The sequence below is a fragment of the Streptomyces sp. NPDC001204 genome (assembly GCF_053598035.1).
The window spans coordinates 241309-257695 of the sequence record NZ_JBSFJL010000003.1; the positions used below are offsets into that span (position 1 = coordinate 241309).

General features: G+C 73.1%; 13 protein-coding genes. 10 read left to right on the forward strand and 3 right to left on the reverse strand.

The annotated features are described in order from the left end of the window. Positions 1 to 19: 19 nt before the first annotated feature. Positions 20 to 691 (reverse strand): lysophospholipid acyltransferase family protein, encoded by a 672-nt coding sequence (locus ACWC91_RS06530; RefSeq protein ID WP_141362655.1) that lies wholly within the window; start codon positions 689 to 691, stop codon positions 20 to 22. 625 nt (positions 692 to 1316) lie between these two features. On the opposite strand from ACWC91_RS06530, the gene ACWC91_RS06535 reads away from it, so the two are divergent. Further along, a complete protein-coding gene (locus ACWC91_RS06535) occupies positions 1317 to 2507 on the forward strand; it encodes a glycerophosphodiester phosphodiesterase (RefSeq protein WP_450641394.1) in 1191 nt (396 codons plus the stop codon). 275 nt (positions 2508 to 2782) lie between these two features. Then, positions 2783 to 3280 carry a GNAT family N-acetyltransferase gene (locus ACWC91_RS06540; protein WP_225076195.1) on the forward strand — a complete coding sequence of 166 codons (498 nt, stop codon included), beginning with the start codon at positions 2783 to 2785 and terminating at the stop codon, positions 3278 to 3280. A 17-nt stretch (positions 3281 to 3297) separates the two neighbouring features. Here ACWC91_RS06540 and ACWC91_RS06545 read toward each other — a convergent pair whose 3' ends face one another. Together ACWC91_RS06545 and ACWC91_RS06550 are read right to left on the reverse strand one after the other, a co-directional pair. Continuing rightward, positions 3298 to 3729: a hypothetical protein gene (locus ACWC91_RS06545; RefSeq protein ID WP_376501652.1), complete on the reverse strand. Its 432-nt coding sequence runs from the start codon at positions 3727 to 3729 to the stop codon at positions 3298 to 3300. Position 3730: 1 nt separating this feature from the next. Further along, complete coding sequence (locus ACWC91_RS06550; protein ID WP_225076196.1) at positions 3731 to 4090, reverse strand: hypothetical protein; 360 nt, start codon at positions 4088 to 4090, stop codon at positions 3731 to 3733. A gap of 609 nt (positions 4091 to 4699) precedes the next feature. Here ACWC91_RS06550 and ACWC91_RS06555 point away from each other — a divergent pair. From ACWC91_RS06555 to ACWC91_RS06590, 8 genes are all read left to right on the forward strand, one after another. Continuing rightward, positions 4700 to 5746 carry a methionine ABC transporter ATP-binding protein gene (locus ACWC91_RS06555; RefSeq protein WP_225076197.1) on the forward strand — a complete coding sequence of 349 codons (1047 nt, stop codon included), beginning with the start codon at positions 4700 to 4702 and terminating at the stop codon, positions 5744 to 5746. After that, positions 5743 to 6480, forward strand: coding sequence for a methionine ABC transporter permease (locus tag ACWC91_RS06560; protein ID WP_225076198.1), 738 nt, complete (start codon positions 5743 to 5745; stop codon positions 6478 to 6480). The genes ACWC91_RS06555 and ACWC91_RS06560 overlap by 4 nt, the downstream gene beginning before the upstream one ends. Positions 6481 to 6540: 60 nt before the next feature. Continuing rightward, positions 6541 to 7377 (forward strand): MetQ/NlpA family ABC transporter substrate-binding protein, encoded by an 837-nt coding sequence (locus ACWC91_RS06565; protein ID WP_225076199.1) that lies wholly within the window; start codon positions 6541 to 6543, stop codon positions 7375 to 7377. A gap of 174 nt (positions 7378 to 7551) precedes the next feature. Further along, positions 7552 to 8190 carry a GNAT family N-acetyltransferase gene (locus tag ACWC91_RS06570; protein ID WP_225076200.1) on the forward strand — a complete coding sequence of 213 codons (639 nt, stop codon included), beginning with the start codon at positions 7552 to 7554 and terminating at the stop codon, positions 8188 to 8190. Between the two features lie 130 nt (positions 8191 to 8320). Further along, positions 8321 to 9529, forward strand: coding sequence for a precorrin-6y C5,15-methyltransferase (decarboxylating) subunit CbiE (gene cbiE / locus ACWC91_RS06575; RefSeq protein ID WP_225076201.1), 1209 nt, complete (start codon positions 8321 to 8323; stop codon positions 9527 to 9529). 346 nt (positions 9530 to 9875) lie between these two features. Then, on the forward strand, positions 9876 to 13784 hold the full coding sequence (gene cobT / locus ACWC91_RS06580) for a nicotinate-nucleotide--dimethylbenzimidazole phosphoribosyltransferase (RefSeq protein WP_450641390.1): 3909 nt from the start codon (positions 9876 to 9878) through the stop codon (positions 13782 to 13784). 207 nt (positions 13785 to 13991) lie between these two features. Beyond that, positions 13992 to 15224 carry a uroporphyrinogen-III C-methyltransferase gene (gene cobA / locus ACWC91_RS06585; protein ID WP_141362677.1) on the forward strand — a complete coding sequence of 411 codons (1233 nt, stop codon included), beginning with the start codon at positions 13992 to 13994 and terminating at the stop codon, positions 15222 to 15224. A 52-nt stretch (positions 15225 to 15276) separates the two neighbouring features. Next, on the forward strand, positions 15277 to 16095 hold the full coding sequence (locus ACWC91_RS06590; RefSeq protein WP_450641387.1) for a TrmH family RNA methyltransferase: 819 nt from the start codon (positions 15277 to 15279) through the stop codon (positions 16093 to 16095). The last annotated feature ends 292 nt before the right edge of the window (positions 16096 to 16387 follow it).

The window sequence follows — 16387 nt, forward strand, 5'->3', positions numbered from 1 at the left end:
CCGACCGCCCGAGGCCTGGCTAGGCCGCCTTCGCCTTGGTCGCGTACATGTCGACGTACTCCTGCCCGGACAGCCGCATGACCTCCGCCATCACCGAGTCGGTCACGGCCCGCAGGACGTACCGGTCCCGGTCCATGCCCTCGTACCGGGAGAACTCCATCGGCTCGCCGAAGCGGACGGTGACGCGGCCCGGCCGGGGCAGACCCGAGCCACCCGGCTGGAGCTTGTCGGTGCCGATCATGGCGAACGGGACCACGGGCGCCCCGGTCATCAGGGTGAGCCGGGCGATGCCGGTGCGGCCGCGGTAGAGGCGGCCGTCGGGGGAGCGGGTGCCCTCCGGGTAGATGCCGAACATCCTGCCCTCCTCCAGCACCCGGCGGCCGGTCATCAGCGCGGCCACACCGCCCCGGCCGCCGTCACGGTCGACCGGGATCATGCCGACGCCGGTGAAGAACCAGGCCATCAGCCGGCCCTTGAAGCCCTTCCCGGTGACGTACTCGTCCTTGCCGATGAAGAAGACCTGGCGGTCGCAGACCAGCGGCAGGATCATCGAGTCGATGAAGGTCAGGTGGTTGCCGGCCAGGATCACCGGGCCGTCGCCCGGAATCCGCTCCGCGCCCTCCACCTGTGGGCGGAACATCAGGCGCATGATCGGGCCGAGCACTGCCTTGATGAGCGCGAAGCGGGACAACGGGCCCTCCGGTGTCTGGAGATGTCGAGGGATTGTTCATGAGTCTGTGCAGGTGAGGACGATACTCGCGGCCCGGGGCCGAATGCACATCGGGCTCACCGGCTCTTACACACTGTTGACATACGTTTACCTGCGACGGAGGTACGTTTCGCGCCGGTAACCCGAACGGAACGATGTGATGGAGGTCGCTCGCCGTCCGGGGGCGGAGAACGGGATGTCCGTCGTGGTCGCCTTCGTCGTGCCGCTCATGGTGCCGGGCGCGGCCGTGGCGGTTCCGGTCCGCGGGGCCGGCGGCGGGCCGCGGGCCATGACACACCGCGGCCGAGGCGGCGGCGCCCGGACCGCGCGACGCGCGCGGCGGCGCCCGCGCCGTACGCCTCTTCGCCCCGTTCGGCGGATCGGCCGCGCCACGGGGCCGCGACGACCGCCACTGAGTGCGTCTTCCCGGGCCGCCCCGGTTCATGCCGACGGACCGTCACCCGTTCGGCGGGCGGCGCCCCTTGTGTCCCGTACGGCCTGCGGCGACACCCGGCGTCACGCCGGTGTTCGCCGCGCGGTCTCCCGTCCGTCATCGGTGCCCACCTACGATCGGCGCGCACGGACGACACGAGACCAGGAGGCGGTCATGGGTACGCGGGAGTCGGACGAGCAGGGACGCGGGACCGGACGCCGGGCCGTGCTCGGGGCCGCGGTGCTGGGCGCGGGCGGAGCGGTCCTCGGACTGCCCGGCGCGGCCGGAGCCGTTCAGGGCGGAGCCGGCGGCCGGAAGGGCGGCGGGCTGAAGAGCCTGCCCGTGCCGACGATCGTCGGCCACCGGGGCGCCAGCGGCTACCGGCCCGAGCACACCTTCGGCTCGTACGACCTGGCCCTCGACCTCGGCGCCCATGTCGTCGAGGCCGGTGACCTGGTGCCGACGAAGGACGGTCACCTCGTGTGCCGGCACGAGCCGGAGATCGGCGGCACCACGGACGTCGCCGACCACCCCGAGTTCGCCGCCCGCAGGACCACCAAGACCCTGGACGGGGTGTCCACCACCGGCTGGTTCACCGAGGACTTCACCCTCGCCGAGCTGAAGACGCTGCGCGCGATCGAACGCATCCCGGCCAACCGCCCCCACAACACCCTCTACAACGGCCGCTGGGAGATCCCCACCTTCGAAGAGGTCCTGAAGTGGCAGGACGAGCAGACCCGCAGGCGCGGCCGGCAGGTGTGGATCTACCCCGAGACCAAGCACCCGACGTACTTCCGCAAGCTGGGCCTCGGCCTGGAGGAGCGGGTCGCCGCGCTGCTGCGCAAGTACGGCAAGGACAAGAAGGACTCCCCGGTGATCCTCCAGTCCTTCGAGCCGAGCAGCGTCCAGCGGCTGTACCGGCTGGTCGGCAATCCGCTCGTGGTGCTGCTGTCGGACGCCCGCAGCCGCCCCTGGGACTTCGTCGAGGCGGGCGATCCACGCACGGTCGCCGACCTGATCACGCCCAAGGGCCTGAAGGAGATCGCCTCCTACGCGCAGGGCATCGGCCCGACCGTCGACCTGGTCATCCCCAAGGACGCCGACGGCAACCTCACCCGGCCGAGCACGCTGGTCCGGGACGCGCACGCCGCGGGTCTGATCCTGCACCCGTACACCGCCCGCAACGAGAACCCGTTCCTGCCGCCCGCGTTCCGCAAGGGCACCGCCGCCGACGCCTACGGTGACGTCTTCGCCGTCTTCCAGGCCTACTTCGCCACCGGCATCGACGGCATCTTCACCGACAACGCCGACACCGGACTGCTCGCCCGCGAGGACTTCCTGAGCGGCCGGCACGTCAACCGCTGAATTTCCCGGCCCCGTTCGGGGCGACCCACGGCCGTCCCGGCAGCCCGCGCCGGGACGGCCGTGTCGTGTCACGGCGGGCACCGCGGTCGCCACCAAACCCCACCCACCACTGGAGGGCGGGTGAGTTGGGTATCTCACAAGACAGCACGGGCCCGGAACATGCCAGTTGTCCGGGATGTCCGCGACGATTGCGTGCACCGGAGGTTGCGGCCCGCGAAGCGCGGGGATAGGAGTGGGGGACGACCGGTGATCAAGTGAGCGGGAGGCGTGCGCACATGGGCATGAGCGTGACCATCTCTGCGGCGGCCGAACAGGACGCGGAGCAGATCTTCAGGTTGCAGTACCTGTGCTTCCAGAGTGAGGCCGCGCTGTACGGCAACTACCGCATCGACCCGCTCGTCGAGAGCCTCGACTCGATCCGTCATGAGCTGACCGCGGACTGCGTCTTCGTGGCGCGGCTCGGCGACGAGGTGGTCGGCTCGGTGCGCGGCCGGGTGGCCGAGGACGGCGCGGCCCTCATCAGCAAGCTCTGCGTCCACCCGCGCCTCCAGGGGCACGGCATCGGTGCCCGGCTGCTGCGCGCGGCGGAGGCCGCGCTGGCCGCGGAGCGCGGCGCCACCAGGTTCCGGCTGCACACGGGTCACCGCAGCGAGGGCAATCTGCGCCTGTACCGGCGCGTGGGCTACCAGGTGGTCGGCACCTCCCAGGGCGCCGACGGCGTACCGATGATCATCCTGGAGAAGCCGGAGGGCAGCTACGCGGCGACCGCGTAGCGCGGCCGCGGACCGGCTCAGGCCGCTTGCGGCTGCTGCTTCCGCGCCCTGCGCAGCCAGTACAGGGCCGACAGCGGAAGCAGCACCGGGATGAAGACGTAGCCCCGGCCGTAGGCCGACCACACGGTCGCGTCCGGGAACGCGGACTTGTCGAGGAGCGTCCACGTGCCGACCGTCAGCACGCCCACCAGCTCGGCGACGCAGCACGCCAGCGCGGCCCTGCGCGCCTTCTCCCCGCCGCGCACCAGCGAGTACGTGATGAAGCCGTACACGACTCCGGCGACCGCGGACAGCGAGTAGGCGAGTGGCGCCCGGTCGAACTCGGTGGCGATCTGGTAGGCCGAGCGCGACACCGCGCCGACGACCATCACGCCGTACAGCCAGACCAGCAGCGTGCCCGGACCGCTGACGAGCCGTGCCCCGGCCGGCTTCTCCTCCACGGCGCTCATCTCACCTTCCCCAGATGTCATGGAGCCGCACCTCCAGGACGGCGAGGACCACTCCGCCCGCCGCGGCCGTCACGGAACCCCAGCGCGTCCGCTCGGTCAGCGACATGAGCCCGGCCGCCGGGACGCACGCGAAGGCACCCAGCAGGTACGCGACGAAGATCGTCGTCCCCTGCGCCGGCTTCTCGCCCCGCGCCAGCGCCACGACCCCGACCACCAGCTGGACCAGGGCGAGCAGCGACACCACCGCCATCCCGATGAAGTGCCAGTCCTTCGTGGGCTGGTCACGGTAGGCCGCCCAGCCGCACCAGGCGGCGAGCAGCAGCGCGGCGACGCCGGTCACCAGCGTCAGGGCATCAAGCATGCTGCGACCTTATTACGGGGCGAACGCCCCGCCGCGCCCGGCCCGGCCCCGCGGACCCGGTGCCCGCCGGTGCGGCTCCCCCGGTGCGGCGCCGTGGCGTTGGCCACAGTCCGGCGTTCCCCGCGCCCGCCCCCGGCTGTCCGGACGGACGCCCGCGGGCCTTGTCCGCACTGGTCACAGGCGCCAAACCCCCAGGTCCGCGCCCCATCGCCCAGGTGTCCACGCGCGTCCAGCATGTGGACAACGGTGGCCTCCCGTCCCCGCGGGTCTGGTTTACTGACCGCATGACCACGACGAGCGACCGCATCCCGGCGACCGAGGCGACTGTGCCGCCCGGTGCTCGTTGTATGTGTCCTGTACGTCGAATGTGCGCCTTCTAGAGGGCCCCTGCACCAGCTGAGCCTCGCGCCCCGAAGCGAGAGCCCGCTCATGTCCGCGCCCGCGTCCGGTCCGTCCGGGCGCCCGCGGCCGAGCCACGCCCCCGCGCACACGTTTCTCCCGTTTTGAGCACCTTTGCGAGAGCCGTGCCGCGTTCTGGCGCTCCCCGACCATGAATGCCGTGCCCGGCGCCCACGACGCGCCGCGCACTCGACAGTGACGGAAACCCACGTGATCACCACATCGGGCCTCACCAAGGTCTACAGTTCGCGCGGCCGCGAGATCACCGCGCTCGACGGCGTCGACCTGCACGTCCGCGAAGGCGAGGTGTACGGCGTCATCGGCCAGTCCGGCGCCGGCAAGTCCTCGCTCATCCGCTGCGTCAACCTGCTGGAGCGGCCCACCTCCGGCACGGTCACCGTCGCCGGACAGGACCTCACCGCACTGGCCGGCCGCGGCCACCGGGCGGGCAAGGACCTGCGGCGGGCCCGCAGCCGGATCGGCATGGTCTTCCAGCACTTCAACCTGCTGTCCTCGCGCACCGTCCAGGACAATGTCGAGCTGCCCCTGGAGATCCTCGGGACGTCCGGGAAGGAACGTTCCCGTAGGGCGCTCGAACTGCTCGACCTCGTCGGTCTCGCCGACAAGGCCCGCGCCTACCCGGCCCAGCTCTCCGGCGGCCAGAAGCAGCGCGTCGGCATCGCCCGCGCCCTCGCCGGCGACCCCAAGGTGCTGCTGTCCGACGAGGCCACCAGCGCCCTCGACCCGGAGACCACCCGCTCCGTCCTCCAGCTGCTGCGCGACCTGAACCGGCAGCTCGGCCTGACCGTCCTGCTCATCACGCACGAGATGGACGTCGTGAAGTCCGTCTGCGACTCGGCGGCGCTCATGGAGAACGGACGCATCGTCGAGTCCGGCACGGTGAGCGAACTCCTCGCCACCCCGGGCTCCGAACTGGCCGCCGCGCTCTTCCCGGTCGGCGGGGAGGCCTCCGCCGACGACCGGACGGTCCTCGACGTCACCTTCCACGGCGAGAGCGCCACCCAGCCCGTCATCTCGCAGCTGTCCCGCACGTACAACATCGACATCTCGATCCTCGGCGCGGCCATCGACACGATCGGCGGCCTCCAGGTCGGCCGGATGCGCATCGAACTGCCCGGCCGCTACGAGGACAACGTGGTGCCCATCGGCTTCCTGCGCGAACAGGGCCTCCAGATCGACGTCGTCGACCACGCCCCGGCCCAGCGGCCGGAGCCGGTGAAGGAAGGTGCCAAGTGACCTGGTCCGAGATGCAGCCGCTGCTGTCCCAGGCATGTTGGGACACCCTCTACATGGTCGGCTGGTCCACGCTCATCGCCGTCGCCGGCGGACTGCCCCTCGGCGTCCTGCTGGTCCTCACCGACCGGGGCGGGCTCCTCCAGAACGTCGTCGCCAACAAGGTGATCGGGCAGGTCGTGAACATCACCCGCTCGATGCCGTTCATCATCCTGATGGTGGCCCTGATGAGCTTCACCCGCTTCGTCACCGGCACGACGATCGGCCGCGAGGCCGCCATCGTGCCGCTGGCCATCGGCGCCATCCCCTTCTTCGCCCGGCTCGTCGAGACGTCCGTCCGCGAAGTGGACGGCGGGCTGGTCGAGGCCGTCCAGGCGATGGGCGGCAACACCTGGACCATCGTCCGCAAGGTCCTCGTCCCCGAGTCCCTGCCGTCGCTGATCGCCGGCACCACCACCACGATCGTCGCCCTCATCGGCTACTCCGCGATGGCCGGCACCGTCGGCGCCGGCGGCCTCGGCGACATCGCCATCCGCTACGGCTACCAGCGCTTCGACACCCAGCTCATGTGGATCACCGTGGCCATCCTCGCCGTGGTCATCTCGGCCATCCAGTTCGCCGGCGACCTCGCGGCCCGCTCCCTGCACCGCCGCTCCGGCCGCTCCGGCCCCGCGCCGAAGCTGCGGCTGCTGAAGGCCGGGGAGCCCGCGGCCACCGGCGTCGGCAAGGCCGCCTGAAGACCTCCTCCCAAATCTCCCCGTATCCGGGGTCGCACCACCCAAGGAAAGGCACTTTTCGTGCGTAACACCACCAAGATCACCGCCGCCGTCCTCGCCGCCGGAGCCCTCACCCTCGGGCTCACCGCCTGCGGCTCGGAATCCGGCTCCGGCAAGGCCGACGCGAACGCCCCGCTGACGGTCGCCGCCACCCCCACCCCGCAGGGCGAGATCCTCGCCTACGTCAAGGACAACCTGGCGAAGAAGGCCGGCCTGAAGCTGGAGGTCAAGGAGTTCACCGACTACGTGACCCCGAACACGGCCGTCCAGCAGGGCCAGGTCGACGCCAACTACTTCCAGCACAAGCCGTACCTCGACGACTTCAACAAGAAGAACGGCACCGACATCGTGCCGGTCCCCGGCGGCACGGTGCACCTGGAGCCGCTCGGCGTGTACTCCAAGAGCGTCAAGAAGCTGGCCGACCTGAAGAAGGGCGCCACCGTCGCGCTGCCCAACGACACCACCAACGAGGCCCGCGCCCTGAAGCTGCTGGAGGCCAACGGCGTCATCAAGCTGAAGGCCGGCGCCGGATACGACGCGACCCCCAAGGACGTCACCTCCAACCCCAGGAACCTGCAGTTCAAGGAGCTGGAGGCAGCCCAGCTGCCGCGCTCCCTCGGTGACGTCGACGCCGCGGTGATCAACGGCAACTACGCGCTGGAGGCCAAGCTCAGCCCGGCCAAGGACGCCATCGCCGCCGAGGCCGCGAAGGACAACCCGTACGCCAACTTCCTCGCCGTGAAGAAGGGCAACGAGAACGACCCCCGGGTCAAGAAGCTCGCCCAGCTCCTCACCTCGCCCGAGGTGAAGAAGTTCATCGAGGACAAGTACGACGGAGCGGTCGTTCCGGCCTTCTGATCCGCCGACCGCCACCCGCGCGACGCACGGGGTCCGCGCCCTCACCGGGTGGGGGCACCCCCACGCCGTTCAGGCGACGGGGGAGGACCCCGTCGTGCGGTTCAGTGCTTTCATGCTGCATGCTGGGCAGTTCAGCAGGTCCTGACGGTTCTTCCGAAGGTTACGGAGCGGCGCATGAACAGCACCTTCCCCAACATCTCCATCAGCACGGAGCGGTTGGTGCTGCGTCCTCTCGAGGAGGACGACGCAACCGCCCTGGCCGAGATGATGAACGACGAACAGGTCGCGGCCTGGACCGACGTCCCGCAGCCCTTCACCGAGGACGGCGCCCGCACCTGGATCAACGGGTACGCTCCCGCCGAACGCACCGCCGGCCGGGGCCTGGACCTCGCGGTCACCGAGTTCCTCACCCAGCGGCTGGTCGGCATCGTCCAGCTGACCAAGGCCGACTGGCACGTGCGGTCCGCCGAGCTGTCGTACATCGTCGCACCCTGGGCACGCGGCGAGGGATACGCCGCGGAGGCCGCGCTCGCCACCGCGCAATGGCTCTTCGGGGACCAGAAGTTCGAACGCATCGAGCTGCGCACGGCCGCCGACAACACCGCCTCCCAGCAGGTCGCCCAGAAGATCGGCTGCATCAGCGAGGGGGTGCTGCGCAACGCCTGCATAGCGCACGTCCGCACCGAGGACGGCACATGGACCGACATGCGCACCGACTTCATCGTGTGGAGCCTGCTGCCGGAGGACCTGGAGGGCGCGGGCGAGCAGCTCGCCGAGTCCGGCGGCTACACGTCCTTCTCGGAATGGAACTGAGGCGCCGGGACCCGCGCGCACAGCCGCCCCGCCCCGCCGCGCACCCGGCAGCTCCACCCGGTACGCTCGCGGAACACGCCCTCGGGCGTCCGTGCCCCGACGACCTGCGCAATCCTGGAGACTGACGACGATGGCCGACCGGGTCACGGTGATCGGGTGGGACGGTTCGCCGCTGACCGAGGCGGCGCGCGGCGCCCTGGGCGCCGCCACCCTCGTGGCAGGCGCGGCCCACCACCTGGCGCTGCCCGAGGTACCGCGCACCGCCGAACGCATCCGCCTCGGCAGTGTCGCCCTCGCCGCCCGCCGCATCGCCGCCCACCGCGGTACCGCGGTGGTGTTCGCCGACGGCGACCCGGGCTTCTTCGGGGTCGTACGGAGCCTGCGCGCGCCGGAGTTCGGCCTGGAGGTCGAGGTCGTCCCCGCCGTCTCGTCCGTGGCCGCCGCCTTCGCCCGCGCCGGGATGCCCTGGGACGACGCCCAAGTGGTCGTCGCACACAAGCGGACCCTGCGACGCGCGGTGAACGTGTGCCGCGCATACGCCAAGGTCGCCGTGCTCACCGCTCCCGGCGCCGGACCCACCGAACTCGGCCTGCTCCTGGACGGAGTGCACCGCACGTTCGTCATCTGCGAGGAACTCGGCACCGAACGCGAGCAGGTCAGCGTCGTCACCTCCGACAAGGCCGCCGACCACACCTGGCGCGACCCCAACGTCGTCATCGTCATCGGTGGCCGGGGCGGCGGCGAGGGCGGCGGCTGGATCGCAGGGAACGACCCCGCCCACGGGCCGCGCGGCTGGACCCAGCCCGCCGAGGCCTACGGCGGCGGGCTCGGCGAGGGGGAGGCCGATCTGCTCCGGGCCGCCCAACTCGCCCGCCTCGGACCGCGAATCGGCGACCTGGTGTGGGACATCGGCTGCGGCAGCGGCGCCTTCGCCACCGAGGCCGCGCGCGGCGGCGCCGCCGTCATCGCCGTCGACCGGGACGCGCGGGCCTGCGCCCGCACCGAGTCGGCCGCGCACCGCTTCGGCGTCCGCACGCAAGTGGTGCACGGCACCGCCCCGCACATTCTGGAGAACCTGCCCGAACCGGACGTCGTCCGCGTCGGCGGCGGGGGAGTGGCCGTGGTCTCCGCCGTCGCCGATCGGCGTCCGCAGCGGATCGTCGCCCATGCCGCGACCCGGGACGCGGCCGAACTCGTCGGCCGCGACCTCACCGAGCACGGATACCAAGTCGAGTGCGCCCTGCTCCAGTCCGTCGCACTCGACACGCGCGCCTGGACGGAGACCGAGCGCAGCGTCGTGTTCCTGCTCAGTGCCGTGCTGCCCGAGCGTGCCCCGTGATCGGGTTGTCGTACCGCGCGCGGTAGGCTGGCCGATCGTTGCACCGCACCGGGTGGTCCGGAAGTTCGTTCGTCAATGTCCGGAAAACCCACCCGATTCAGGGCGGGTGTGGTACGGCAGACCCGGAGAACGCGCAACGTGGCGCAGTCCACAGCGGGCCGTCGCGGATCACGCTGTCGCGGTGGCCGGACGACCGCGAGAATGCCACTCAATGGCTTTGTCGCCTTTTCCGGGCGGGTTGTTCGTGCCGCACGGCGCGGACGCTCGTTCTTCACTGGGGGCGGTCGGTGCGCCGTTCCGGGTGAGCTGGTCGTAGGAGCACTAAACCGATGGGCGAGGGGTACGCATGACCGACACCGGCCAGGTCCCGGGCGAGGGACTGCCGGAGAGCGCAGGCATGGTGGAGCAGCCGGGCGTCCCCGCGCACGGTGCGTACGCCTACCTCTCCGAGTCTCCCGCCGAGGACGAAGACCTGCTCCTGCCGGGCTCCCACGGAGCGTGGGGCAACGAGGTGGCCCCGCCCGCCCCGGAGCCGGTCCTCGAGGCCGTCCACGAGCCCGGCCCGCACGAGACGGCCGGACGCGACACCGGCTCCGTCGACCTCGGCGGTGTGCGGCACCACGACCCGGCGGCCACGCCGCCGGCCGGGATCGCCGCGGCGGTGCCCCCGCGCCGGCCGCTGCACCTCGGTCCGCCGATCCCCGACGCCTCCGCGAGCCCGGTCCGCTCCCTGGCCGACCGCGGCCCCGCGGACGCGCCGGTCCGCCGGCCCGGACCGCCCACGACCGGCCCCGAGTACCTCGACGTCCCGCAGCTGCGCGAGACGGCCCCGCAGGGCGCCGCGCCCTGGGGCGCCCAGCCCACAGTGGCGGCCCCTCCGGTGCTCGCCGGGGCGGGAACCGCGGAGACGGCCGTTCCGGTCCCGGAGCCGGTCGGCGTGGCCCAGGCCTCCGTCGCCGCCGACGTGCCCCTGCCCGGCGCCGTCCCGTACGGCCCTGGCACGAGCCACCCGCCGTCGGACGGCCGGGGCCGGATGCTCGGCCGGGTCCCGACCGGTGGCCGGACGCCGGAGGCGGGGCCGCTGTCGGAGGGTGACGGTGTTGCCGTGCCCGGAGCCGGGATTGAACCTGGTGGTGCGGCTGAGGGTGCGTCATCCCAGCCCGGGGACGCTGTGACCGGGGTCGTCCCGGGCGCGGGTCAAGGGCCCCAGGCCGGGTTGCGGCTGGAGGGCGCCGGTGTCATTCCCGGTGCGCCCGTGCCGGGAGCCGGAGTTGAGCCCGGTGGTGCGGCCGCGGCCGGGTCCCAGTCGGAGGGCGCTGCCGCCGGGGTTGCCCCGGACGCGGGTCAGGTTCCGGCCGGTGGCCGGGCGCCGGAAGCCGGGACCCAGCCGGAGGGTGCCGTCGCCGCGGACGCGGGGCAGGTGCCGGATGGTGGGCAGATGCCCGAGGCCGGCCCGCAGTTGGACGATGCCGGCGTCGTTCACGGTGCCCCTGTGCCCGCCGCGGGGGTCGCGCCCGGCGGTGCCGCCGAGCCCGCGCACGCCCCGGACACCGCGCAGGTGACGGATGGCGTGGACGTGCCCCGGACCGCCGTTGCTCCTGAAGGCGCGGCCGAGGCCGCGCAGACGGGTGTCCCCGCCGACGCCGTGGCCGCCGCCGAGACGACGCGGACAACCGGAACCGGCCCCAGGGGAGTGCGGGCCGTGCAGGCCGAGCCCGCGCCCGTCGCCGTCAGCGCCCCTGAGACGGGCCGGAGCCCGGCAGGGGCCGGCCCGCAGACCGCCCAGGCCGAGGCCGCGCAGGTTCCGGCAGCCGCTCACACCCCGGAGACCGGCGACTCCGCCGACGTCACCGTCGCGGCGGGTGAGCCGACCGGGGCCACGCGGCCGCAGGCCCGGGCCGCCGACGCCCCCGAGACCTCGCCCGCCCCGGCGGCTCCCGCCGACGCCACCGCGACGGCCGTCCCCGTCGTGGAGCAGCCGACCTCGCCGGAGGCGCTCACCGCTGTGGAGCCCGGCCCGCAGGACGCGGCCGATGCCGCTGCCGTACCCGCCGCGGCTCATATCGCGGACCCCCTAGTCCAGGATCCGGACGCACCCGGGCCCGTCGACGCCGCCGTCCCCGAGACCTCCGAAACGGCCGGGCCCCAGCCCGCCCAGCCGCCCGCGGACCGGACCACCGGCGAGCACGGCCACGTGGCACCCCTCCGCCCCGGCGTCCCCCTTCAGCCGCAGCCCGGCCAGACCCTCGGAGAGTTCGTGCCCGTCGAGGGCTTGGTGCCCACCACCCCGCACCTGGCCCCGACCCCGCCGCACCCCATCGTCGTCCCGGCGGATCAACTCGCCCCGGAGGAACCCGCCGTCACGGTCCCCGCACCCCGCGACGGCGACGCCGCCGCGTCGAGCGAGGAGCCCGCGCCCGAGGCCGTCCAGCACGCCGACGACCTGGACACCCACGGCGCCGACCCGGAGGAGGCCCGGGAGGAGAACGCGGCCGCGGAGGCCGAGGCACCGCGCCCCACCGGCCCTGCCGCGCCCGGCTACGACGACGCCGAGCGCGAGGCCGTGCTCAAGGTGATGCGCGAGCGCCGCGACATCCGCAACGGCTTCCGCGGCGACCCCATCCCGCACGAGGTGCTGCTGCGCGTCCTGGAGGCCGCTCACACGGCACCGTCCGTGGGCCACTCGCAGCCCTGGGACTTCGTCGTCATCCGCTCCGCCGAAACCAGGCAGGCGATGCACGAGCTGGCGATGCGTCAGCGCGAGGCGTACGCCAAGTCGCTGCCCAAGGGCCGGGCCAAGCAGTTCAAGGAACTGAAGATCGAGGCCATCCTCGACACCCCGGTGAACATCGTCGTCACCGCCGACCCGACCCGCGGCGGCCGGCACACCCTGGGCCGCCACACCCAGCCGCAGATGGCGCCGTACTCCTCCGCGCTCGCGGTCGAGAACCTCTGGCTCGCGGCCCGCGCGGAAGGCCTCGGCGTCGGCTGGGTGAGCTTCTTCGACGAGCGCGAGATGGTCCGCGCCCTCGGCTTGCCCGAGCACCTGGAGATCGTCGCCTACCTGTGCGTGGGCTACGTCGACGAGTTCCCGGACGAGCCCGAGCTGATGCAGGCCGGCTGGTCCAAGCGCCGCCCGCTGTCCTGGGTGGTGCACGAGGAGACGTACGGCCGTCGCGCCCTGCCCGGCGAGGACCCGCACGACCTGCTCGCCGAGACCGTCGCGCAGATCCGCCCGCTGGACGCCAAGGCGCTCGGCGAGGCCTGGGAGCGGCAGAAGCGGATGACCAAGCCGGCCGGCGCGCTCGGCATGCTGGAGATCATCTCCGCCCAGCTGTGCGGCCTGTCCCGCCAGTGCCCGCCGCCGATCCCCGAGCCCGCGGCCGTCGCGGTCTTCGCCGGCGACCACGGGGTGCACGCCCAGGGCGTCACCCCCTGGCCGCAGGAGGTCACCGCCCAGATGGTGGCCAACTTCCTCGGCGGGGGAGCGGTCTGCAACGCCTTCGCCGGACAGGTGGGCGCCGAGGTCTGCGTCGTCGACGTGGGCGTCGCCGCCGACCTCCCGGCCACGCCGGGCCTGCTGCCCCGCAAGGTCCGCGCGGGCACCTCCGACATGACCGCCGGTCCCGCGATGACCCGCGAGGAGGCCAAGCAGGCCATCGAGGTCGGCATCGAGACCGCCCGCGACCTGGTGGCGGCCGGGAACAAGGCGCTGCTCACCGGTGAGATGGGCATCGCCAACACCACCGCGTCCGCCGCCCTCATCTCCGTCTTCACGGGCGCCGATCCCGCCGAGGTCACCGGCCGGGGCACGGGCATCAACGACGAGACCCTGGCCCGCAAGACCGACGTGGTCCGCCGCGCCCTGGAACTGCACCAGCCGGACCCGGCCGACCCCATCGGCGTGCTCGCCGCGATCGGCGGCTTCGAGCACGCGGCCATCGTCGGCCTGCTGCTGGGCGGCGCCTCCCTGCGCACCCCGGTCATCCTGGACGGCGTCAGCGCCGGCGCCGCAGCGCTGGTCGCCCGCGCCATCGCCCCCGAGGTGCTGGCGGCCTGCATCGCCGGCCACCGCAGCGCCGAACCGGGCCACGTCGCCGCCCTCAACAAGCTCGGCCTGCGCCCTCTGGTCGACCTCGACCTGCGCCTCGGCGAGGGCACGGGCGCGCTGCTCGCCCTGCCGCTGGTGCAGAGCACGGCCCGGGCGATGCACGAGGTGGCCACGTTCGACTCAGCGGGAGTGACGGAGAAGTAGCCGCGCGGAATCCACGATTCCCCGGCCGCCGGCCGCGTTTGTGGACGGACCGGACCCATGGTCCGTCCACAGCGTGCCGTGGTGGTGCCCACGGCCCGGACCCCGCCACGCCGCCCAGCATCGGACGCCCGGGCCGCCGCATCCCCCGACCGCGTAAAATCCGCACGTCAGGGCTATCGCACCGCCGCCGCAAGAGGAGCTCGCCCCATGGCCGAACACCCCGCCTACCCCGTAGGCCTCCGCCTGACCGGCCGCCGTGTGGTCGTCCTCGGCGGCGGGCAGGTCGCCCAGCGCCGCCTCCCGGCGCTCGTCGCGGCGGGCGCGGACGTCGTGCTCGTGTCGCCCGAGGCCACCCCCTCCGTGGAGGCGATGGCGGACACGGGCGAGATCACCTGGAAGCGGCGGCCGTACGAGGACGGCGACCTCGCCGACGCCTGGTACGCGCTGATCGCCACCAGCGACCACGACGCCAACACGCGCGCCTCGGCCGAGGCGGAGCGTCTGCGCGTGTGGTGCGTCCGCTCCGACGACGCCGACGCCGCGACCGCCTGGACCCCGGCTACCGGCCACAGCGAGGGCGTCACGGTCGCCGTGCTCACCACCAGCGCGCGCGGCCGCGACCCCCGGCACACCGCGGCCATCCGCGACGCGGTCGTGGAGGGCCTGCGCGACGGCACACTGGTCGCCCCGCACCACCGCACCCGCACCCCCGGCGTCGCCCTCGTCGGCGGCGGCCCCGGCGACCCGGACCTGATCACGGTCCGCGGCCGCCGGCTGCTCGCCGAGGCCGACGTCGTCATAGCCGACCGGCTCGGCCCGCGCGACCTGCTCGCCGAACTCCCGCCGCACGTCGAGGTGATCGACGCGGCGAAGATCCCCTACGGCCGCTTCATGGCCCAGGAGGCGATCAACCACGCCCTCATCGAGCACGCCAAGCAGGGCAAGTCGGTGGTCCGGCTCAAGGGCGGCGACCCGTACGTCTTCGGCCGGGGCATGGAGGAACTCCAGGCACTCGCCGAGGCCGGCGTTCCCTGCACGGTCGTCCCCGGCATCTCCAGCTCGATCTCGGTCCCGGGCGCGGCCGGCATCCCGGTCACCCACCGGGGGGTCGCCCACGAGTTCACCGTGGTCAGCGGGCACGTGGCGCCCGACGACGAGCGTTCCCTGGTCGACTGGCCGTCCCTGGCCAGGCTCACCGGCACGCTTGTCGTCCTGATGGGCGTCGACAAGATCGGCAGGATCGCCGAGACGCTCATGGCCCACGGCAAGTCCCCCGACACCCCGGTCGCCCTCGTCCAGGAGGGCACGACGGCCGCCCAGCGCCGGGTGGACGCGACCCTCGCGACGGTCGCCGAGACCGTACGCGCGCAGGACGTGAGGCCGCCGGCCGTCATCGTCATCGGCGAGGTCGTCGCGGTGGGCCCGCGCACCGAAGAGTGACCCCGCCCACCCGAGCCGCCCGCACCATCACCAGGACAAGGCAGTATCACCCGTGGCCGATCTCATCACCGTCGAGGACCCCGACGACCCTCGCCTGCACGACTACACGGACCTGACCGACGTGGAGCTGCGCCGCAGGCGTGAACCCGCCGAGGGCCTGTTCATCGCCGAGGGCGAGAAGGTCATCCGCCGGGCCAGGGACGCCGGGTACGAGATGCGCTCGATGCTGCTGTCCGCGAAGTGGGTCGACGCGATGCGCGACGTCATCGACGAACTCACCGCACCCGTCCACGTGGTGAGCCCGGAACTCGCCGAACGGGTCACCGGCTACCACGTGCACCGCGGCGCCCTCGCCTCCATGCAGCGCAAGCCGCTGCCCACCGCGGCCGAGGTGCTGCGGACGGCCCGCCGGGTCGCGGTCATGGAGTCCGTCAACGACCACACCAACATCGGCGCCATCTTCCGCTCCGCCGCCGCCCTCGGCATGGACGCGGTCCTGCTCTCCCCGGACTGCGCCGACCCGCTCTACCGCCGCAGCGTGAAGGTCTCCATGGGCGCGGTCTTCTCCGTGCCGTACGCCCGTCTCGGCACCTGGCCGAGGGGCCTGGACGCCGTCCGCGAGGCCGGTTTCACGCTGCTCGCCCTCACCCCCGACGAGAAGGCCAAAGCCCTGGACGAGGCCGCCCCGCACCGGATGGACCGGGTCGCGCTGATGCTCGGCGCCGAGGGCGCCGGCCTGTCCCCCCGGGCCCTGGCCGCCGCCGACGAGTGGGTCCGCATCCCCATGTCGCACGGCGTCGACTCCCTCAACGTGGGCGCCGCAGCCGCAGTCGCCTTCTACGCGGTGACGACGGGCCGCCCGCAGCCGTAGACCCCGCCCAGCGAGCCGACGCCCCCCGTCCGACGAGCCCGGCGAACCTGCGCCCGGCCCAACGCCCGTGGCGGTTCCCGCCGGCCCTTACGGCCGCCGTGGTCGCGGTTGCTTTTCACGCGGTGACGGGTCGTTCTCGGCGTAGGCCTTGCCGGGCGGGTCGGGGTCCGGCTCGATGAGCCGTGGGGTCGCCGGGCGCCCGGCCCAACGCCCGTGGCGGTTCCCGCCGGCCCTTACGGCCGCCGTGGTCGCGGTTGCTTTTCACGCGGTGACGGGTCGTTCTCGGCGTAGG

Excerpts from the sequence above, each read along its gene's own strand:
- ACWC91_RS06535 (WP_450641394.1), top strand. The coding sequence starts at position 1,317 with ATGGGTACGCGGGAGTCGGACGAGCAGGGACGCGGGACCGGACGCCGG.
- ACWC91_RS06540 (WP_225076195.1), top strand. The coding sequence starts at position 2,783 with ATGGGCATGAGCGTGACCATCTCTGCGGCGGCCGAACAGGACGCGGAG.
- ACWC91_RS06545 (WP_376501652.1), bottom strand. The coding sequence starts at position 3,729 with ATGAGCGCCGTGGAGGAGAAGCCGGCCGGGGCACGGCTCGTCAGCGGT.
- ACWC91_RS06550 (WP_225076196.1), bottom strand. The coding sequence starts at position 4,090 with ATGCTTGATGCCCTGACGCTGGTGACCGGCGTCGCCGCGCTGCTGCTC.
- ACWC91_RS06570 (WP_225076200.1), top strand. The coding sequence starts at position 7,552 with ATGAACAGCACCTTCCCCAACATCTCCATCAGCACGGAGCGGTTGGTG.
- cbiE (WP_225076201.1), top strand. The coding sequence starts at position 8,321 with ATGGCCGACCGGGTCACGGTGATCGGGTGGGACGGTTCGCCGCTGACC.
- cobT (WP_450641390.1), top strand. The coding sequence starts at position 9,876 with ATGACCGACACCGGCCAGGTCCCGGGCGAGGGACTGCCGGAGAGCGCA.
- cobA (WP_141362677.1), top strand. The coding sequence starts at position 13,992 with ATGGCCGAACACCCCGCCTACCCCGTAGGCCTCCGCCTGACCGGCCGC.